Below are 18,881 nucleotides of genomic sequence, written 5' to 3'. Positions count from 1 at the left end.
GCGAAACCCACACCACACCAACCCACCCTGACCAGCTAACCAACCACCCCCACACAACGGGGGAACCTCAATCCTCGACGAGGCGAGCAGTGGTCCCCGCATGCGCGGGGGTGGTCCTTACTGACCACGGCACTCGGGATGCCGCGTACGGTGGTCCCCGCAATCGCGGGGCTCTCGCCCACGCCCCACCCAACTCGCCAACGGGCTCCCCGCGTACCACCCCCGTAACAAACAAGCTCCCCGAACTCCCCCACCCCCACCCCCACCGGTAGATTCACCGTCCCCCCACATTTCGCACATACATCACCCATATAAGGGGACGGGCGCATGAGCCAGCAGTATCCGGGGCCGGAGCAGACGCAGCCGGGTCAGGTGCCGTATCCGTATCAGGCGCCGCAGCAGCCGAAGAAGCGGATGTCCGGGCTCGCCATCGCCGGGATCAGTGTGGGGAGTGTGCTCGCGTTCATCCTGATGCTCGCTGTCATTGGCCAGGCCGCGGAGGACGATGACTCCAAGGGCACCGTTGCCAGTGGGAGCACGGTGATCAAAGAGACGGCGACAGTGACGGTTACCGCGCCCGGGCCGACGGCGACGGTGACCGTGACGGCGAAGCCGGCTGAGCCGAAGAAGGCGGTGCAGTCGACGAAAGCGGAGCAGTCGACGAAGGCAGCTCCGAAGCCCGCGAAGAAGTCGGTCAAGTCCAAGGAGTACGCGGACGGGGACTATGTCGTCGGGGAGGACATCCCTGCCGGTACGTACTCCAGTAAGGGTGCTACCCCCGGGTTGTTCGAGCTCTGCACGATCACCACTGATCCGACATCCGACAGCAAGTTCCCCCAGCTCAAGACCGCGAACGCCAAGGAACGGATCATCATCACCCTGTCGAAGGCCGACGGTGTGGTCACCATCCAGGGCTGCGAGCCGCTGACACGCCGCTGAGCAGCCCGTCGGCAGGGGCTCCGCGGCGCCTTGGGTCATCCCGTCCAGACGTCTTCGACATAGCGGTCCTGTTTCATCAGGTCCGTCAGCCAGGTTTCCGTATCCTCCGCGGTCGCGCCCGTACGGTCTCGGTGGATGGAGCGGAAGGCGTCCCGTACTGCGGGGGCCATTGCGCGGCCGTCGCCGCAGACGCGGATGTGGGCGCCGGCCTGGAGTAGGGCCCAGACCTCGGCGGAGTCCTGGGCGATGCGGTCCTGGACGAAGCGCATTCCCTCCTCGGGGGCCTGTGAGTGGACCGGGCGCAGACTGACGGTGCCAGTGCGCTCGGCGGCCTCCAGTTCATCGCGGTACAGATAGTCGACGTCCGGGTGGTCGCAGCCGAAGTAGCAGAGCAGCGGGGCCCGGTCGAGCGGGTGCGCGCCCGGTGCGGTGTCCGATGTCGGGGGGCTCGCGGACGTCGGCAGCGCGCGATCGGCGATCGCCGCGCGGAAGGGCGCGAGGCCCGTGCCCGCCGAGATCACGATCACCGGGATGGTGGGGTCCGCCGGTAGTCGAAAGCTCTCCTGGCATGAGGTGACCCTGCCGTCCACCACATCTCCCGGTCCCAAGCCGGCCAGATACGCCGCGCCCGCGCCGAGCCAGGTGCCTTCGCCGCCCCGGTGTGGCATCGGGGAAGCGGCCACCATCAGGTCAACGGTGTCGGGGACCTGTGCCGGGGATGAGGAGATGGAGTAGTAGCGCACCCGCATCGGGGCAAGCACATCGAGCAGTTCGGGCAGGGTGGGGCGGCAGGAGGCGAATCGTTCCAGCAAGTCGGGGAGGGTGGCGGTCGACCCCTCGGGGAGGTACTCAAGGCCGATCCGCTCGGGCGGGCAGGGGGTGAGCGCTGCCAGGGCCCTGATCTGCCGGGTTGTCGCGGGCTGGCCGAGCTCTACGAAGTGGGTCAGCAACGCGCGTACGCTCATGGGCTGGTCCAGCGGGAGCGGCAGGTCTCTGGTCGCGGGTGCCGTGAGCTGGATCATCCGGTCTGGGTCGAGTCCCAGGAGCCGTTCGGTGCGGTGCACCAGGGACGCCGGGTTGGTGGGCCTGATCAGCAGATGGTCGCCACTGCGGTAGGTCATGCCCTCGGGGAGCCGCAGCCGTAGGAATCGCTTGGAACGGCCCAACGGATGCTCCATGTCGCATAGTTCCGCGGTCTCGGTGACCAGGAGCGGGTGCATGCCTTCGGTCCCTGGCAGTGGTCCCTCCGCGGCGGCCATCACCTCGATCGTGTAGCGCGTACCGGGTGGAGTGTCGTCCATCTCGACCGGGAGGCCGTAGCAGTCGAGCAGTTCCGCCCACACCTGGTCTCCCCAGCGGTCGGTCTCCGCCGCGACATCACCCGAGACGTCCACGGCCGCCCGCGGCACGAGGGGGTTCCCACCGGCTGCCGCGAGGCGTTCATCGATCAGGGTGGGAATGCGCTGGTAGGTGGCCGGCCAGTTGCGGTCGCCCACACCGAGGACCGCATAGGGAACGGCGGGCAGTTCGGCCGCGTCGGTGGTTTCCAGCCAGTCGACGAACCGTGCCGCGTCATCGGTGGGCCGTCCGTTGTAGGAAGCGGCCACGATCAGCACCGGTTGCTCCGGGTCGAGCGTTCCCACCGCGTCATCGAGCTTGGCCACGGTGGTGGTGAAACCGTATCGAGTGCCCCGCTCGGCGAGTTCCCCGGCCAGGCTGCGGCAGGTGCCGAGGTTCGATCCGTACAGCACGGTGAGTGTGGTGCCGGGCGCCCGCAGTCCCGTGGGCAGCGGAGGTGCTGTGGTGAAGGCCGGGCCGGTGGTGGCGGTGACCGCCGGGCGGCGTTCCGTGCGCGCCCGGCGGACGGGAGTGAGCGAGAAGCGGTCCGGCTTGAGGGTCAGCGTCTCCTTGATCTTCAGCTGGTAGTCGCTGTGGTCCAGGAGCCGGTAGCGGTGCACGATCAACCCCAGCAACAGCGTTGCCTCATGGAGGGCGAACTGGCGTCCTATGCAGGAGCGTTCCCCGTTGCCGAACGGCTTGTAGAGGTGTGCCGGGCGGCTCTCCATCTGCTCCGGGGTGAATCTGCCGGGGTTGAACAGTTCCGGGTTGTCTCCCCAGCCCGGGTCGCGGTGCAGCATGGGGGTGAGGACGACCGCGGTCTGTCCGCGTAGCAGGGGGTAGCGACCGCCGATGTGTGTGTCCTCCAGCGGCTCAAGGGAGAACGCGGGGGCGGTGGGCCAGAGCCGCAGCGCCTCGTTCAGCACCTGGCGTAGATAGCGCAAGCGTCCGATGTCCTCGTACGAGGGGTCGGGATCGGGGTTGTCGCCCCACAGCGTATCGGTCTCGGCCTGGGCGGCGGCCAGCACTTCGGGGTGCTTGAGCAGGTAGTACAGCGCGAAGGAGAGAGCACCACTGGTGGTTTCGTGGCCGGCGATCAGGAAGGTGATCACCTGGTATCGGATGTTGGTGTCGTCGAGGGGTTCGCCGGTGTCCTTGTCCTTGGCGTGGAGCATCAGGGACAGCAGGTCTTCGGGCTCGGAGCCGACCGGGCCGGCAGACCCCTCGGTGGACTCGTACGCCGACCCTGGCCCGGACCCGGACGCCGGCTCATGCCCTGGCTCGGACCCGGACCACCCAAACACGGACTCGTACGCGGACTCTTGGGCGGACTTCTGGGCGGACTTTTCGGCTGCCGCGGAAGGTTGGGGGAGGGCTAGCTCGGTGCGACGGCGGCGCACTATGTCATCGACCAGCTCGTTCATCGCCGTGATGTCGGCCCGCTGACGGTTCTCAGCGTTCGCGTAGAGGAAATCGAGTCCGGGCAGATATCCGGTCTTCTTCTGGGCGTGGGCCAGTACCCGCAGCATCGTGGCGATGAAGGGGTGTTGCTCGCTCCGGCCGAAGCAGTCGAAGTCATAGCCGAATCCGCAGAGTCCGATGGTGTCCAGGGTCAGCTGGGTCATGTCCCCGGCCACATCGACCGGCCCACCGGCGTGTGAGTCCCACTTCGCCAGCAGCCGCTTGGCCGCGAACACCATGGTGGGGTGGTAGGCGCGTAGGGCGTTGAAGGAGAAGGCGGGCATCAGGATGTTGTGCGCCTTGCGCCAGTTGGGCTCATGCCCGAGCGCGGTGAACAGACCGTCACCGCCGAACTCGCGGACGGTCATCAGATCGTCCACCGACTTGCGGAACCGGGTCTCATCACACAGTTCCGCCACCAGATCGGCGCCGGAGACCATCAGGGTCTCGCGGCCGAGGAAACGCAGACGGTAGATCGGGCCGAGAGCGCGGGCCTCCGCCATGGCGAACTGGGTGAAGGCATCCGTCGGCACCCGCAGTGCGTGTCCAACTAGGGGAATGGCCCCGCGCTCCGGTATCGCGACCGCGTTCGCCTGCTGGCGGAGTGACGTCGAGTTCATGATCCCTGCCCCTCGATGGTCCTCGTTGGTCCTCAGTGGTGGCAATGGGTGGCACGCACGGCCGTTCACGGTGGTTCACCATCGGCCGCCCTCTCACCATACAAACGACTTTGTCAGTTGACAATGTCAGGCGACATGGCCGGTTGACTATGTCGCTATAGTGGCTTGTATGGCTCATGTGACCGCCGCGGAACGGCGCCCTCAGCTGATTGCCGCCGCCATTGAACTCATGGCTCGCGAAGGGGTCGCGGCGGGCAGTACGCGCGCCATCGCCGCCGAACTGGGCGTGGCCCAGGCGACCGTGCACTACACCTTCGGCACCAAGGCCGACCTCTACCGCGCGGTGCTGGAGTCCCTCAGCGAGGGGGTGCTCAACGGTGTACAGGAGGGGGTGGAGCGCGCCAGCAGCCTGGAGGAAGCACTTGAGGCCACGGCCGAGGTGTTCTGGGACGACTTCTGTCGCCGTCCGGATCTCAATCTGCTCTGGTTTGAGCTGATCACCTTCGCGCTGCGCCGCCCCGAACTGCGCGAAGTGGTGCGGAAGTACCACCAGGACATGGCCGATATCGCGATCAACGCACTCGTTGACACCGCCCGCAGGACCGGACGGGAGTACGCGGCGCCGCCCGCCGAGCTGACCCGCTTTCTGATGGCCGGGCTCGACGGGCTGTGCGTCGGACTGCTGATGGAGAGCGGCGGGGGGATGCCGGGTCCCGAGACCCGTAGGGCACTGGACCAGTTGGTGGCTTCGACCATCACCCTGGCGTACGGAGGCAAGGTCGAGCCCGCCACCGCCCCCTGACTCACCGCACCGGCCCGGTCCTCTCCCCCAGATCGCGGCGGGGACTGGCAGCTGACCAAGGGCTCACTCTTCCGAGAGCTCGCGCTGCCTCCCCGCGTTGATCATGGTCACGGTGATCACCAGACCGGCGACGAAGAGCGCGGCCGCCACCATGAACGCCACCGTGTAGCCGTGCGTCAGCGCATCCGCCGCCTGCCCGAGAAGCGTTTGATCCCCCTGGGCCATGGCTCGGTAGAGGGACCCGGCCGCATCCGGCACCCGGTCGTCGGCCGCGGCCGTGGACACCGTGGTCAGTACGGCCAGACCCAGCGCGCCACCGACCTGCTGTGCGGTGTTCAGCAGGGCGGACGCGATGCCGGTGTCCTGCGGAAGCACACCACTGACCGCGCCGAGGGTCATGGGCACAAACCCGGAACCGAGCCCCACACCGGTGACGAACATCGCCGGGGCGAGATGCAGTGCGTACGACGATCCCGGCTCCAGCGCGCTGAACCAGAGCATTCCCACGGCGGCGATCAACAGCCCGGGGCCGGCGATCTGCCGGGCCGAGTACCGGCCGATCAGTTTGGAGCCGAGAGCGGCCGCGATGGCCATGCCCATGCTGAAGGAGAGATACGCGAAGCCGGTCTTCACCGGGCTGTAGTTCAGGATCTGCTGCATATAGAGGGTCAGGAAGTAGAACGTGGCGAACATACCCGACCCCATGAACAGCATGGTCAGGTACGCCCCGGAGCGATTGCGGTCCTGGAAGAGCCGCAGCGGCATCATCGGGTTCTCGGTCCTGGCCTGGAGGATCAGGAAAGCCACCAGCAGAACGACCGCCGCCGCGAAGGAGCCGAGGGTGAGCGAGTCCGTCCAGCCGTGCTCACCGCCGCGGGTGATGGCGTAGACGAGGGCGATGAGACCACCGGTGCCGGTGATCGCGCCGGGAGTGTCGAGCCGGCCGCGGTTGCGCTCGCCCTCGGCGAGGATGCGGGTACCGGCCAGGATCGCCACACCGATGGGGATGTTGACGAAGAACACCCAGCGCCAGTCCAGGTAGTCGGTGAGCACGCCACCGAGCAGCAACCCCACGGTGGAACCCAGACCCGCCATGGCCGCGTAGACGCCCATGGCCTTGTTGCGTGGCTTGCCCTCGGGGAAGTTGGTGGCGATCAGGGACAGCGCGGTGGGGGCGGCGATCGCCGCACCGATGCCCTGGAGGACTCGCGCGCCGATCAGCAACTCCTCATTGGGCGCCACTCCACCGAGGACGGAGGCGAGGGTGAAGACGACGATGCCGATACGGAACATCCGTCGCCGCCCGAAGAGATCGCCGGCCCGGCCGCCGAGCAGCAGCAGACCGCCGAAGGCGAGGGCGTAGGAGTTCACGATCCAGGCGAGGCTGGAGGCGGAGACATCGAGATCGACCTGGATGCTGGGCAGCGCGATGTTGGTGATGGTGCCGTCGAGCACCACCATCAGTTGGGCTGCGGCGATGACGACCAGCGCGAGACCCAGATGCGGGTGGCCGCCGGCGGAGGTGCCGGATGGTGGCGCGGCTTCGGGGGCCGCGGCCGTGCTGTCACTGGACATGGTTCTCCCGGTGGGTTCAGAGGGCGCACTGAAGCGCCACCAGGTAAAAGTAAACAGTCGTTGAGTTTTATTTCTCACCGACCGTTGAGAAATTCATCACGATGCGATGACCCAGTCGTGTGGGAGGGCTGGGCGGGGTGGCGATCTGGCCTGGAGTACGGGTGTAGGCAGCGCCCACCGGGCCGCGGCGGAGCAGCGAAGGGCGCCATCGGGCCGCGCTAACTGGTCAGGCTCGGTTGGATCGGCCCGGCTGGACTGGCTCGGTTGGATCGACCAGTTGAATCGGCCCCGCTGGGATCGACCCGACTGGATCGACCCGGCTGGATGGGCCCGCCTGGATGAGCCCGGCTCGATCGGCTGCCCGTGAGCCAGTACACGGTCCCCAGGCGCGGGCCCGGTGCTGGTCCGCGAGTCCGGGGCCAGTGTCCGTGGGTCCGGTACCAGTCCGTGAGTCCCTTGCTAGTCCATGGGTCCGGTACTCGTCGCGGCGTCGGCGCTCGTCCCGGGGTCGTCACCGGGACCCGTTTCCGTATCGGCTTGGGAACCAGCCGACTGTGCCGCCGGGTCGATCAGCGCCCGAAGCACCGGCACCGCCAGACGAAGGACATCGGTCTCCCCGGCCGCTGCCAGATCCGGCATCCGCAGCAGATAGCGATGTGTGGCGATGCCCATCATCATCGCGCCGACCAGGGCGGCCCGAAGCCTGGCGTCCGGGTCGTCGAGCTGGGCCGCAACCGGGTCGATCGCCTGTTCGGTGACCCGGCGCCGCAGCAGTTCCGCGGCATCCTCGCTGGTCATACTGGTCCGCAGCAGCGCGGTCATCGGGCTGTCCGGGTCCTTCGACCAGGCGCCGAGCATGGTGCGGAGATAGTTCTCGACCGACTCTCCGGGGTCGTCGGTGGTCAGCTCGGCGACCGGGATCTCCCAGTCGACGGACTCCCGGAACAGTCCCTGCTTGGTACCGAAGTACTGGATGACCGACGCCTTGTCGACGTCTGCCTCCGCCGCGATCGCCCGGATGGTGGCGCGCTCAAAGCCCACCTCGGCGAACTGCCTTCGAGCCGCCGCCAAGATGCGACGCCGGGTGCGCTCCCCCTTGCGCATCCCGGCAGTCCCAGACGCGTGAGCCGTTCGGGGCTCGCCGTGAGCCCTTCGCTCCCGGGCCCGTTCCGGCTCCGGCCCGCCCGCGGGCCCCTGAGGGGCATCGGTGCTGGTCACGCCGGTCTCCTTACCGTCCACGTACGCCTGCGGCCTTGGCCCGAATGCTACAAGCGCCGCCAGCCACTCAGACATCGCGCCAGACGTCACGCGTCAGACATCAAGCACCAACCATCCGGCCTCGGACATGGGGCGTCGGACATCAGACGTCGGACATGGGGCATGGGGCGTCATGGGCGTCGGGCACACTCAGTCGGCGACCAGTCGACTCCCGCCCCAGACCTGCCCGTCACCACGCTCCCGCTGGCGCCGGATCACATACTTCCCAGGCGCGATGCCCGTACCGCCGTGCTCGGGGTGGATCAGATAGGCGACTGCGGTGGTCTCCAACATGCCGATCGCAAGGCGTCGCTCATCATTGACACCGGTGGTCCACCGGCAGGTGCCGGGGTCGGCTGCCAGGGTGTGGGGATTGCCGCCCGCGGCGCTCCGCAGTAGCTCGATCCCGGCCGGAGGTACGTCATTCCAGGTCGTCCAGGGGTTGATGCTCACACTGGCTTCGACAAAGACATACGGGACGACGATGAGATCGCCTTGAGCCTGGAGGCCGTCGACGACGGGGATGGTGATCTGGCGCTCTAGATGTCCCAGGACATCGAGGCCGGTACGGGCGGTGAGATCGGCGAGGGTCATGGTCATATGCATCACCTTTGGTGTGTGAGTTGCTGACGTGTCTGTGTGTTTGCCTGCGAGCACAGAGCGGGGAGTACGCGAGGAGTGCTCGCGGTTTCGGAAGCGTCGGTCATGACCCGGCCGGCCGGGCGGCGTTCGGCATGGTTTACCGCACGCCGACGGGACCGAAGTGGTCAGGTGCGTCGGGCAAGTTGGGCGTACTGCGGCCCGGTCAGTCCGTATGACCAGCCCGCGGCCGCCACCGGGTCATCGAAGTACGACGGCACACCGAGCCCGTAGCGTCGTTGTCGTCCATCCGGTTCGACCGAACCGTTGACGGCCAGCAGGATGCGCGCCGAACGGCCCCAGACCTCCGGCGGTACGGCGTACAGCTGGAGTTCTGCGCCCCGGTTCCCCGGGTCGGGTGCGGTGGAGATGAGCCGCAGCCCGGCCTGCTCGATATAGGCGTCCCAGCCGATGCGCTCGATGGCGCTGCGGCGCACTTCCACGTTCCGCTCGCCGTGGATGCGCTCGACGGTGGGACCGGTGAGCACCCATTCCGGGACCAGCGTGCCGTGAAGTAGATGGATGCCCTCGCCGTCCGCGAACCGGACGGCCGGGCCGTCGTCGCGGTGCAGCCGCAGTTCGCCTTCCCCGCCGTTGGGCAGGGGGTCGGTGTGTATCTCGGTGGGCCGCTCGGCCATCACACACACCCCCGCGCAGGGCCACCACCATCCGGTGGATTGGACCACATCCGCCCAAAGGGCCAGCTCAACGGCGTCGGCGGGCTGATAGACGGTGTGTCCGGCCCGGGCATGGAGGTCATAGCGGGCTACCCAGTAGGCATCGTGCTGGCCGTGCCAGTTCAGTGGTGTCCGGCCGGTGGGCGGAAGCAGGGACGATCGCAGGGGTGCGCGGATGGAGGTGTGCAGGGTGGCGCGTAGCGCTTCGTGCACGCGGGCGAAGGACCAGCGGCGGATGATGCGCGCGTCCAACCGCTCCCCAAGATCGGTCTGTAGTGAGGCAAGCCGGGCGGCCACGGGCCATCGGCTGTCAGGGCTGGACGCAAGAGGCGCGTGTGACGCCGGAGCATAGGGATCGGTCCGCCCGGGCGGCACCAGGGGAAGGGCTGCCATGGGTGACGGCGCCCAGATGAACCGGGGTACGGGAGCGCCGATGAGCCGGTAGAGCGCGCTGATGGCCGCCTCAGCCCGAGGTCGATCCGACGGTTGGGTGGAGAGCCCGTGCGCAAGCCATTCATCGCGCAGGGCGGAGACGAGCGTCAATCGTTCTTCTGAGGTGAGAGGTGAGCTGGAAGAGCTACGAGAGGGAGGACGTGAGCCTCGGGTCCGGGCAACGGACTGGGGACGGGAGGTGATCCCGCGCGCAAATGACACCGCGCTCACCGGAGAGTGGCGGTGTCCGCCTTTCCATGGGTCATAGGGGGATCGTGGCAGTCGCCCCGCAGATCCGCAAGACTGTTTCTCTCACCGTCTCTCACCGCCTCTCACCACCTGTCTCACCACCTGGTTCGATGCATGGTTCGATCTCTGCCTCCATCTCTGCCTCGATCTCTGTCTCGACTCCGGTCCCTCTACCGACCGATCAGCGGGCCGATCGGCGGCCGACTGAACGGTAGGTTGAACGGTCGGCTGAACAGCGGGTTCAACCCCGGGTTGATCGGCAGACGCGGGGACGGGTCGCGGCCGATCCGACGGGCGGGCTGTCGTCCGCGCATCGACGGTGTGAGTCACTTGTTGAGAAGAGTTTTCTCAGAAGAGTTTGTTGACCAGAGGGAGACAACGGCATGGCAGCGTCCGAAGCGGCGGTTTCGCCAATGATCTACGCCGCTCCGGTGATCGCGATCGCGGTCGTCGTCCTGCTGTGGGCATGGGCCAAGCGGTGGCGTAAGAAGGCGATGGCGAAGCTGGAGGAGAAGGCCTAGCCGCTGGCAGCACCAGGACCGGCCTCGTTAGTCGCCGTCGCCGGTCTGCCTGGATCGGGCCTCGTCGATCTCGGCCTCGTGGCTCATCGCCCAGTTGGCCAGCGCCGACAGTGGTTCGAGGAGCGTCCGCCCGAGTGGTGTCAGGCTGTACTCAACACTGGGCGGCACGGTCGGATGCACCTCGCGACGCACAAGACCATCGGCTTCCAGGCTGCGCAAGGTGCGCGTCAGCATGAAGTTCGCGGAGTGAATCGCCATCTCCCCACCCTTGAGGTACGCGCCAGCCATGGTGGTACGTCGAAGTGGGACGAGCGAGCCATGGTTGTGCGTCGTAGTGGCTCTAGTCATGGTTGTGGGTCGAAGTGGTGTCCGGTGGAGGTTCGACACGGCCGCCGTCCCGGCCCGTGATGATCACTGCCAGCAACACCACCATGATTCCCACCGCGGCGACCCGCCCCACCAGGCGCAGGCTCCAGCCGGCCGGTGAGCCCGGATGCTCACCGAGGCCGCGCAATCGCTGGGAACGACGGGCCGGGCGCAGTAGTCGCATCAGGAAGAGCGCGGCGATGGGGAGTTGGAGCAGCCAGACCGTGGTGCGAAACCAGCCGTCGTACCAGACGTTCGTCCCGTAGAGCAGGGTGTGCCAGACGCTCAGGACATAGACGACCAGGACGAAGCGGTGCATGGCACGCCAGGTCCTGGGGCCGATGCGATGGCGTACGTAGAAGAGCAGACCGAGCGGCAGAGCGAGATAGAGGGCCGCCTGCCCGACCGGGATCGCGATCCGACCGGTGCCCGAGTCATAGCCGCCGGGGACGAACACCTCGACGAAGGTCGTGCCCAACGCCCCGAGCCAACTGTCCTTGCTGTGGTGGATCAACTCGGCTGCGAACAGCAGGGCATGGGCGAAGATCAGGGCGATGGTGTTCAGGCTCGTGGTGCGGTGCAGCCGTTCGAGGCGCGGGCCGGAGAGCGGCAGCCGGGCCGGACGGGGACCGGAGAGAAGCAGGCCGAGGACGACCGTGCCCCAGGCCCACAGCAGCGCGGACCAGCCGAACGCCTGGCTGAGGAAGTACATCCAGAAGGCGCCCGTATCCGCCATGAACGGCATGACGGTGACCGTGGAGGAGGTCTTCGCTTCGATGCGCGCGTAGAGGACGGCGAACACGACGGCGGTCACGGCAAGGGCGGCAGAGCCGTCAAAGGCGCTCGCCCGCAGATCGGAACGCAGGGTTACGGGCGCGGGTGCGGGTGCGGATGCGGGTGGGCGTACGAGTGCGGAACGGGCCAGGTCGGGGGCGCCGGTCCCATTCTCCTGCGGTACGCGCGGTTCGTGTTCCTCCCCCTCGGTGTGGGACTCCCCTGCGGAAGCGGGGTGTCCCGCACCTGCCTCGTTCGACGGCATGGACTGGGCTCCGCTCTGATCTCTACGTCTACTCGGTCTACTCGGTCCACTCGGCCGGTTTTCCCTGGAGCAGTCGGAAGGGGAGGGGGGAGAGTTCCCCGGCGCCCCTAGTGACATGGATCACTCACCAGCGCTGTCCGGGTAAAGCCGGTGATCGCTTGATGTGTCCGTATCGACTGGGCTTCCCCAAGCCCCAGGTGGCCCTGACACCATGACCGCCATGAGAGCCGGACGCCTCATCCGCCTCGCGCACAGCGCGGTGCTCGCCGCCGTGTGCGTCGTGGTGTCCGGACTCGGGCACGACCTCTCATCAGGTGTTTCACCGTCCCTCGCCGGATACGCGCTTGCCCTGCCCCTGATGTGCGCGGTCGCATGGTGGCTGACCGGCAGGGAGCGGGGCGCCCTCTTGGTCATCGGGGTGAGCGCCGCCGGACAGGTCGCCCTGCACATCCTGTTCGGGCTGGTGTCCCATGGCGGCGGGCAGGGCTTCGCCCATAACAGCGGGGACCAGCACTCCACCCACGGGCCCAGTGGACATGAGCACAGCGGACCGGGCCCCGCAGCTGGCTCCGATCCGGTGCAGGCGGACGGCTCTGGCCCGAGCGGCCGGCTTGAGGCCCTCCCCCGATCGGAACCATCCGAACTAGCCGAGCCGTCCCAGCGATCCCAACCAACCGAGCCGTTCCAACCAACCGAGCCGTTCCAACCAACCGAGCCGTCTCAACCAACCGAGCTCATCGAACTGTTCGAGCTGGTCTCCGGCGGCCTCAGCGTCTTGCAGCGGGTTGGGGAGAGCACCGCACTCACCACCGGGATGGCCCTGGCGCATATGTTCGCCGGGGCGGTGTGCGGCTGGTGGCTCTGGCGGGGAGAGCGGGCGCTCACCCAACTGGCCCTGGCGCTCGGCCTCTTCAGCTCCGGCGGGCTGCACTTCCTCTGTGTCGCACTCCTTGGCGTACGGCCTGAGCCGCCCATAACAGCCGTCCCCCGCACCGACCATCGACCCATCCGGCGGCCCGTCTCGGTCGAGCTCCTCCGCACCCTCCCCCGACGCGGTCCACCACTCCTTCCGTCCTGAGCTCCTCACCTCACCACTCTTACGGAACTCTGCCGGGCGCAGGCTCGCGGACTCCGTCCGGACGTGAAGGACGTTTTGTCATGCTTCCACAGCATCTTCTCTCGGAGAGAGCTGCCCAGAACCGGGATGCCGAGATCACCAGTTGGGCCCTGGCGGCAGGCCTGGGCGACCGCGAGGCCGCCGAACTGTTCGTTCATGCCACCTACGACGACGTGCGACGTTTTGTCGCCCATCTCACCGCCGATGTGAGGGGAGCGGAGGACCTCACCCAGGAGACCTTTGAACGCGCCCTTCCCAGTCTGAGTAGATTCGCCGGCCGTTCCTGCGCCCGCTCCTGGCTGCTGTCCATCGCTCGCCGGGTGGTCGTGGACCGGTACCGCAGGGCATCGGCCAGGCCGCGCATAGCCGACACCGCGGATTGGGTGATCGCCGCCGACCGCGCCCAGTCGCGCCATCTGCCCGGCTTTGAGGAGGCGGTGGCGTTCACTGACGCACTGCGGACACTGGAGCCGGGCAGACGGCAGGCGTTCGTGCTGACCCGTCTGCTGGGGCTGTCGTACGCCGAAGCCGCCGAGTTGCTGGGCTGCCCGGTGGGAACCATACGGTCGCGAGTGGCGCGGGCCCGTCGCGATCTGGCCGCCGTGTGGCTGGCGCTGGCCGAGGATGAGGCCTTGGCGGCGGCGTAGGTCCGGCACCGGGCGCTCTCGACCGGGCTCCCCCGGGGCTCACCGTGCTCGGCGCCCTGCTCTGGGCCGCGGCGGGGTGCTCAGGGGCCCCGGCCCGACCCCATCCCGACTCCAACCCCAGCCCCAGCCCCGACCTGGCCTGGCCCGACCTGGCCGAAATGATGCTTGATGGCCAGTGATCGTTTCGGTCGACCGAGCCCGAAGTTCCACGGGGACGGCGCTCAGCAAGTTGAGCGCCGTCCCCATCGGCCGTCCCCGCCCCGGGCTTCACAGTGCGGCCCCGCGAGGGAGGAGTGCACGGATCGCCGCGCCTATCCCTGTGGCCAGGGGAGGGGACCGTCTTCAGCACCGGGTGGAGCGTGGCCTCACACGCTCCACCCGGTGTTCCAGCGGGTCGGACAGGCGGTTCCCATGGAGGCGGCCACCGCTCAACCCGCTCTGCCGGGCACCGCCACACCCCGGCATCCGGACCGAGTACCACGCCACCGCGTCCGGAAACACGGACCATCCACGTAGAACGGTGAGACCCCCGGTTCCAGCCACCGCCGTTCGCCCGCGCCGCCAGCCATCCTTACTCGTCGCCACCGCACGCAGAACCGCCGCACGCAGAGCCGCCGCACGCAGAGCCGCCGCACGCATCGTCACCGCACCGACCTCCCTACGGGACGGGTTGGGCATCTTCCCAGTGGTCGTACGGCCCACGCCCGAAGTTCCCCGGCACCGGGAACTGAGTGAGCGCCGGCACTCCTTCGGCCTCGGCGTTTCACCCATTCCCCCGTCCCGACGTGCCCCACCACCGCACCCGATCTTGAATGCTGAGTGTCCGATGTGGTCCTTTGTGGGCGCGGGAGCGTCGCCCCCGGTCCGGGAGTACGCATGTCGATGCCGCAAACCCCCGACCGCCCATCGGCCCCGCGCGGCGCCCCGGCGCACAAGGGCGTACTCCGTCGAACGGGTGAGTGGTGCGCCTACCACGCCGTGGTGGTGATCGTGCTCTGGGCCGCCGCCCTCGCCGGCCTCCAGGTGCTGCACCACAGCTACGGCGGCGACTACTCGGATGACTTCTCCCTCCCCGGCACCCAGTCGCAGAACGGTGTCGACGTACTTCAGAAACACGAGCCGCAGGCCGGCGGCTACAGCGCACAGATCGTGCTGCACGATGACGACCGTCCACTGACCGCCGTCAGCGGCCAACTGACCACGGCCGTCGCCAGCCTCCAGAAACTGCCGGATGTGCTCTCCGCCCAGAACCCGCTGACCGTGCCCACTACGGGAAGCGTCGGCCCGCTGTCGACGGACGGGAAGACGGCGTACATCACCATCCGGTTTGCCGTACAGCCGTCCACCCTCGGGGAGTCCTATCTCCATGGTGTGGACTCCGCCGTGAAGCCGCTACGGGCCGCGGGCGTCGATGTGGAGTACGGCGGTTCCCTCGGCGAACTCGCCCGGCCCGAACCCAATGACCGGCTGAGCGAGGCCATTGGGTTCGGTGTGGCGATCGTGGTGCTGCTGATCGGGTTCGGCAGTGTGATCGCCGCCGTACTGCCCCTGGTCACCGCGTTGATCTGCGCCATCTGCGGTCTTGCGCTGCTGGGGCTCCTCGCCGCCGCGACCACCTTCGCGACCGTCTCTCCCACCCTGGCCACGATGATCGGCATCGGTGTGGGGATCGACTACGCGCTGTTCCTGGTGACCCGGCACCGACAGAACCTGATGAACGGCGAGAATCCGGTGATCGCGGCCGGTATGGCCGCCGCCACCAGCGGCCATGCGGTGCTGCTCTCCGGCTGTACGGTGATCATCGCGCTGTCCGGGCTCTGGGTCTCCGGCATCGGGTTCATCGGCAAGCTGGGCCTGGCGGCTGCCGTCACCGTCGTCACCGCGGTGATCGGCGCGCTCACCCTCGTACCGGCGATCCTGGGGCTGATCGGCCGGCACATCGACAAGTTGCGCGTCCGCAAGGTGATCGCGGAGACCGACGCCCGACCCGGCGAGGTGGCCGAGGGCAGCTGGCACCGGTACGCACAACGGGTGGAGCGCCGACCGTGGTGGTTCCTGATCGGTGGCGTGGTGACCCTGCTGATCCTCTCGTTCCCCCTCTTCTTCATCCAGCTCGGCCATATCGGCGACGGCGCCGACCCCAAGTCGTTCACCGACCGGCGTGCCTTCGATCTGATGTCCACCGCCTTCGGGCCTGGCTCGAACGGACCGCTGACCCTGGTGGTGGACCAGTCGGACGTCCCGCAGTCGGACCGGGCGGCGCTGGCGAGCCAACTCCAGAAGTCCCTGACCGGGGTCAAGGACGCGGCCACCATCACTCCCCTGCAACCAACGCCGGACGGGGATGTCCTGATCGGTACGGCGTACTCGGTCGCGGCCCCGCAGGACGAGAGGACCACACAGCTGACCAACCGGCTGGAGGACGACTCACTACCGGCCGGGGTGGCGGGCACCGACGCCGAGACCTATGTGACCGGTACGACCGCCGCCCAAGTGGACTTCCTGGACATCGTCTCGGCCCGGCTGCCCCTGATCATCGCGGTGGTGGTCGCGCTGGCGTTCCTGGTCATCCTGGTGGTGTTCCGGGGGTTGCTGGTGGCGGTGAAGGCAGCAATTCTCAATGTGCTGTCGATCGCGGCCTCGTACGGGGTGGTGGTGGCCGTCTTCCAGTGGGGCTGGGGTGGCCCGGCGCTGGGGGTGTCGGGGGATGTGCCCATCGAGAGCTATGTCCCGATGATGATGTTCGCCATCGTCTTCGGGCTGAGCATGGACTACGAGATCTTCCTGCTCTCCCGCATCCATGAGGCCTGGCTGGTCACGGGCGACCCCAAGGCGAGCGTGGCCCACGCCTTGGAGATCACCGCCCGGGTCATCACCTGCGCGGCACTCATCATGGTGAGCGTCTTCGCGGCCTTCATCATCAGCGACAACATCGTGGTGAAGATGCTGGGTCTGGGCCTCGCGGCCAGCGTCCTGATCGATGCCACGGTGGTACGCCTGCTCCTGGTACCGGCAGTGATGACCCTGCTGGGGAAGTCCGCTTGGTGGACGCCGCGCTGGCTGGACCGGGTGATGCCGAAACTGCACGCGGAGGGGACGGAGGGGCCGAAGCCGCCGACTGGCTGACGTCTACCGGGCAGTGGAGCCCGCTCCACAGGAGCAGGGCTGGGCGATGTCATCGGAGAGGTACGGTCGTACGGCGGCCGAGTCCTCGCCCCTCAGGAGGGCGAACCGCTCCTCGACGTGGACCGGGGTCGGGGTACCCCAGACCATGTCCTCGGGCCAGCGGGCCGGCTCGGATATCTCGCGCCGGACAAGTCCACCCTGGTCCTGATCACGGTGGAACAGGCTCAGGGTGAACAGCACCACCGGCGCGGTGACCAAGGCCCACAGCAGCAGCGGAACGAGCGGAGACATCAGCCGGCCGAAGCGGGACGGCCGAGCAGGGTGAACCAGAACGCCTTGCCCCTGGGTTCAGGCCCACCGAGGACCGTGACCCCCCAAGCATCCGCACAGGCGTCGATCAGGGTCAGCCCGCGTCCGCTCTCGATATCCCCGCCCCCACCGGGATCGGCGGGCTTGGGCAGTGGGCCCGGATCGTTGTCGTGGACGCGTACGACCACGGACGGCTCGATGATCAGCGTCTCGACGCGGATGGTCGGCGTGGTGGTGTGCCGATACACGTTGGCGACCACCTCCGAGAGGCAGAGCAGCACATCATCCGCGATCAACGGATGCGTCGCCCGCAGGGGCCCGGCAAGCCAGTCCCGGGCGCGCTTGGCGGCAGCACGGCTATTGGGAATCTGCACGTACAACTGCCCGACCCCAGGGGCCGATTCGAGCGTTAAAGCTGATGAGGGTGTCATGCCGTGTCTCCCAACGCAGCTGGAACCCGCGCTACGCGCTGCGAACGACTCGCTGCGCACGGTACTGACATGACCATAAGGAGCAAATAGCCCCGGAGCAAGCTATGGCCAAGGGTCGCGCGCTTCGCAACGTCCATGGCACGGTGTCGTGCAGCACACACAGCTGACAGGGAGTGAGACCGATGCCGCCGAGAGACAACCCGACCGTTCGCCAGATCCGGTTAGGCGCGGAGCTGCGCAAACTACGTGAAACCGCAGGTAGGACCTCACGCGAAGCGGCTGGTCTGCTCTCCGTCGACCAAGCCAAGATCAGCCACATCGAGGCCGGACGAGTGGGTGTTGGCGAGGAGCGGTTGCGACGGCTCGCCAACTTCTACAGATGTGACGACACCCGCTTGGTCGAGGCTCTGTGCGAGATCACGCGGGAGCGCCGAGGGCAGTTCTGGTTCGATGAGTACCGGGGCATCCTGACCCCAGACTTTCTCGATATCGCCGAGTTGGAGTGGCATGCCAAAGCTCTGAGATCGCTGAAGAGCGTCACCATGCCTGGGCTATTCCAGACCGAAAGCTACGCGCGAACCCTTTTCGCCAATGTGTGGCCCAAACTGCCTGAGTCCGAGATCGAAGCTCGCGTTGAGTACCGCATGAAACGCGCAACGGTTCTGGATGGTGATGAACCACCCTCGTTTGAAGCCATCATCCATGAAGCCGCACTGAGAATGCGCTTCGGCGGGCGGCACGTGGTGCGGGAGCAACTTGATCACCTCATGCGCCTCTCAGAACGCTCCAACGTCACCGTCCATGTCATTCCGTTCACCTGTGAGGACTTCGTCGAAGTCACCCAACCCGTCCTCTACGTGACCTGGGCAGTACCTCAACTGGACACGGTGCAAGCGGACAGCGCCTTCGGGAATCGCTTCCTCATGGCCGACGCTGAACTGAAGAAGTACAGGCTGTTGCTGAACTCTTCAAAACACGCTTCGCTCAATCCGGAAGAGTCGCGGCAGCTCATCCATCACATCGCACGCGAACTATGAGAGGGCAGGTATGAGTGCACCCATCCAGTGGCAGAAGTCATCGTTCTCGGGCGGAAACGGCCCGGACTGCGTCGAGATCGCCAGCCATGAAGACACCATCCTCATACGCGAGAGCGACACCCCCACCGACATCATCACCACCGACCGCGCCAAGCTCGCCGCCTTCATCCAAGGTGTCAAAGCGGGCGAGTTCGACCACTTCCTCGACTGAGAGCCGAGCCGCCTCCGGAGGCGCTCCCCTCCGGAGGCGTCCTTCACTCCGCCGGTCAGGGGGCGGCAGGAGCCGGACGGCCGTGACG

Annotated in this window: 17 protein-coding genes; 8 read left to right on the top strand and 9 right to left on the bottom strand. The window is 67.5% G+C overall.

What is annotated here, in order from left to right:
* Positions 1-327 precede the first annotated feature (327 nt).
* Positions 328-939: an Rv1352/Rv1906c domain-containing protein gene (locus NBG84_RS12075; protein WP_250919356.1), complete on the top strand. Its 612-nt coding sequence runs from the start codon at positions 328-330 to the stop codon at positions 937-939.
* 35 nt (positions 940-974) lie between these two features.
* On the opposite strand, the gene NBG84_RS12070 is transcribed toward NBG84_RS12075, so the two are convergent.
* Positions 975-4,358 (bottom strand): bifunctional cytochrome P450/NADPH--P450 reductase, encoded by a 3,384-nt coding sequence (locus NBG84_RS12070; RefSeq protein WP_250919355.1) that lies wholly within the window; start codon positions 4,356-4,358, stop codon positions 975-977.
* 169 nt (positions 4,359-4,527) lie between these two features.
* Between NBG84_RS12070 and NBG84_RS12065 the strand changes: the two genes are divergently transcribed.
* Positions 4,528-5,160 (top strand): TetR/AcrR family transcriptional regulator, encoded by a 633-nt coding sequence (locus NBG84_RS12065; protein ID WP_250919354.1) that lies wholly within the window; start codon positions 4,528-4,530, stop codon positions 5,158-5,160.
* A 63-nt stretch (positions 5,161-5,223) separates the two neighbouring features.
* Here NBG84_RS12065 and NBG84_RS12060 read toward each other — a convergent pair whose 3' ends face one another.
* From NBG84_RS12060 to NBG84_RS12045, 4 genes are all read right to left on the bottom strand, one after another.
* Positions 5,224-6,735 carry an MFS transporter gene (locus NBG84_RS12060; RefSeq protein WP_250919353.1) on the bottom strand — a complete coding sequence of 504 codons (1,512 nt, stop codon included), beginning with the start codon at positions 6,733-6,735 and terminating at the stop codon, positions 5,224-5,226.
* A 459-nt stretch (positions 6,736-7,194) separates the two neighbouring features.
* Positions 7,195-7,953 (bottom strand): TetR/AcrR family transcriptional regulator, encoded by a 759-nt coding sequence (locus tag NBG84_RS12055; protein WP_250919352.1) that lies wholly within the window; start codon positions 7,951-7,953, stop codon positions 7,195-7,197.
* A gap of 189 nt (positions 7,954-8,142) precedes the next feature.
* Complete coding sequence (locus NBG84_RS12050) at positions 8,143-8,592, bottom strand: hypothetical protein (protein WP_250919351.1); 450 nt, start codon at positions 8,590-8,592, stop codon at positions 8,143-8,145.
* A 167-nt stretch (positions 8,593-8,759) separates the two neighbouring features.
* Positions 8,760-9,851, bottom strand: a complete 1,092-nt coding sequence (locus tag NBG84_RS12045) for a DUF6745 domain-containing protein (RefSeq protein WP_250919350.1) — start codon at positions 9,849-9,851, stop codon at positions 8,760-8,762.
* A 521-nt stretch (positions 9,852-10,372) separates the two neighbouring features.
* Between NBG84_RS12045 and NBG84_RS12040 the strand changes: the two genes are divergently transcribed.
* Positions 10,373-10,510 carry a hypothetical protein gene (locus tag NBG84_RS12040; protein WP_250919349.1) on the top strand — a complete coding sequence of 46 codons (138 nt, stop codon included), beginning with the start codon at positions 10,373-10,375 and terminating at the stop codon, positions 10,508-10,510.
* Between the two features lie 27 nt (positions 10,511-10,537).
* Here NBG84_RS12040 and NBG84_RS12035 read toward each other — a convergent pair whose 3' ends face one another.
* Together NBG84_RS12035 and NBG84_RS12030 are read right to left on the bottom strand one after the other, a co-directional pair.
* Positions 10,538-10,768, bottom strand: coding sequence for a winged helix-turn-helix transcriptional regulator (locus tag NBG84_RS12035; protein WP_425608620.1), 231 nt, complete (start codon positions 10,766-10,768; stop codon positions 10,538-10,540).
* Between the two features lie 82 nt (positions 10,769-10,850).
* Positions 10,851-11,915 carry a ferric reductase-like transmembrane domain-containing protein gene (locus tag NBG84_RS12030; RefSeq protein WP_250919348.1) on the bottom strand — a complete coding sequence of 355 codons (1,065 nt, stop codon included), beginning with the start codon at positions 11,913-11,915 and terminating at the stop codon, positions 10,851-10,853.
* Between the two features lie 220 nt (positions 11,916-12,135).
* Between NBG84_RS12030 and NBG84_RS12025 the strand changes: the two genes are divergently transcribed.
* From NBG84_RS12025 to NBG84_RS12015, 3 genes are all read left to right on the top strand, one after another.
* Complete coding sequence (locus tag NBG84_RS12025; protein WP_250919347.1) at positions 12,136-12,993, top strand: hypothetical protein; 858 nt, start codon at positions 12,136-12,138, stop codon at positions 12,991-12,993.
* Between the two features lie 80 nt (positions 12,994-13,073).
* Positions 13,074-13,679 (top strand): sigma-70 family RNA polymerase sigma factor, encoded by a 606-nt coding sequence (locus NBG84_RS12020; RefSeq protein ID WP_250919346.1) that lies wholly within the window; start codon positions 13,074-13,076, stop codon positions 13,677-13,679.
* A gap of 876 nt (positions 13,680-14,555) precedes the next feature.
* On the top strand, positions 14,556-16,805 hold the full coding sequence (locus tag NBG84_RS12015) for an MMPL family transporter (protein WP_425608619.1): 2,250 nt from the start codon (positions 14,556-14,558) through the stop codon (positions 16,803-16,805).
* Between the two features lie 3 nt (positions 16,806-16,808).
* On the opposite strand, the gene NBG84_RS12010 is transcribed toward NBG84_RS12015, so the two are convergent.
* The gene (locus NBG84_RS12010) at positions 16,809-17,096 is read right to left on the bottom strand and encodes a hypothetical protein (protein ID WP_250919345.1); all 288 of its coding nucleotides are present in this window, start codon (positions 17,094-17,096) and stop codon (positions 16,809-16,811) included.
* Positions 17,096-17,488, bottom strand: coding sequence for an ATP-binding protein (locus NBG84_RS12005; protein ID WP_250919344.1), 393 nt, complete (start codon positions 17,486-17,488; stop codon positions 17,096-17,098). The genes NBG84_RS12010 and NBG84_RS12005 overlap by 1 nt, the downstream gene beginning before the upstream one ends.
* Positions 17,489-17,727: 239 nt before the next feature.
* Between NBG84_RS12005 and NBG84_RS12000 the strand changes: the two genes are divergently transcribed.
* On the top strand, positions 17,728-18,582 hold the full coding sequence (locus tag NBG84_RS12000) for a helix-turn-helix domain-containing protein (protein ID WP_250919343.1): 855 nt from the start codon (positions 17,728-17,730) through the stop codon (positions 18,580-18,582).
* A gap of 10 nt (positions 18,583-18,592) precedes the next feature.
* Positions 18,593-18,793, top strand: coding sequence for a DUF397 domain-containing protein (locus tag NBG84_RS11995; protein WP_250919342.1), 201 nt, complete (start codon positions 18,593-18,595; stop codon positions 18,791-18,793).
* The last annotated feature ends 88 nt before the right edge of the window (positions 18,794-18,881 follow it).

Origin of the sequence: Streptomyces albipurpureus, assembly GCF_023701525.1 — a bacterium.
Lineage (GTDB): Bacteria > Actinomycetota > Actinomycetes > Streptomycetales > Streptomycetaceae > Streptomyces > Streptomyces albipurpureus.
Note: the sequence above shows the minus strand (reverse complement) of the source record. Positions and strands in the feature narration are given on the sequence as shown.

Excerpts from the sequence above, each read along its gene's own strand:
- NBG84_RS12075 (WP_250919356.1), top strand. The coding sequence starts at position 328 with ATGAGCCAGCAGTATCCGGGGCCGGAGCAGACGCAGCCGGGTCAGGTG.
- NBG84_RS12070 (WP_250919355.1), bottom strand. The coding sequence starts at position 4,358 with ATGAACTCGACGTCACTCCGCCAGCAGGCGAACGCGGTCGCGATACCG.
- NBG84_RS12065 (WP_250919354.1), top strand. The coding sequence starts at position 4,528 with ATGGCTCATGTGACCGCCGCGGAACGGCGCCCTCAGCTGATTGCCGCC.
- NBG84_RS12060 (WP_250919353.1), bottom strand. The coding sequence starts at position 6,735 with ATGTCCAGTGACAGCACGGCCGCGGCCCCCGAAGCCGCGCCACCATCC.
- NBG84_RS12050 (WP_250919351.1), bottom strand. The coding sequence starts at position 8,592 with ATGACCATGACCCTCGCCGATCTCACCGCCCGTACCGGCCTCGATGTC.
- NBG84_RS12040 (WP_250919349.1), top strand. The coding sequence starts at position 10,373 with ATGGCAGCGTCCGAAGCGGCGGTTTCGCCAATGATCTACGCCGCTCCG.
- NBG84_RS12035 (WP_425608620.1), bottom strand. The coding sequence starts at position 10,768 with ATGGCGATTCACTCCGCGAACTTCATGCTGACGCGCACCTTGCGCAGC.
- NBG84_RS12030 (WP_250919348.1), bottom strand. The coding sequence starts at position 11,915 with ATGCCGTCGAACGAGGCAGGTGCGGGACACCCCGCTTCCGCAGGGGAG.
- NBG84_RS12025 (WP_250919347.1), top strand. The coding sequence starts at position 12,136 with ATGAGAGCCGGACGCCTCATCCGCCTCGCGCACAGCGCGGTGCTCGCC.
- NBG84_RS12020 (WP_250919346.1), top strand. The coding sequence starts at position 13,074 with ATGCTTCCACAGCATCTTCTCTCGGAGAGAGCTGCCCAGAACCGGGAT.
- NBG84_RS12015 (WP_425608619.1), top strand. The coding sequence starts at position 14,556 with ATGTCGATGCCGCAAACCCCCGACCGCCCATCGGCCCCGCGCGGCGCC.
- NBG84_RS12010 (WP_250919345.1), bottom strand. The coding sequence starts at position 17,096 with ATGTCTCCGCTCGTTCCGCTGCTGCTGTGGGCCTTGGTCACCGCGCCG.
- NBG84_RS12000 (WP_250919343.1), top strand. The coding sequence starts at position 17,728 with ATGCCGCCGAGAGACAACCCGACCGTTCGCCAGATCCGGTTAGGCGCG.
- NBG84_RS11995 (WP_250919342.1), top strand. The coding sequence starts at position 18,593 with ATGAGTGCACCCATCCAGTGGCAGAAGTCATCGTTCTCGGGCGGAAAC.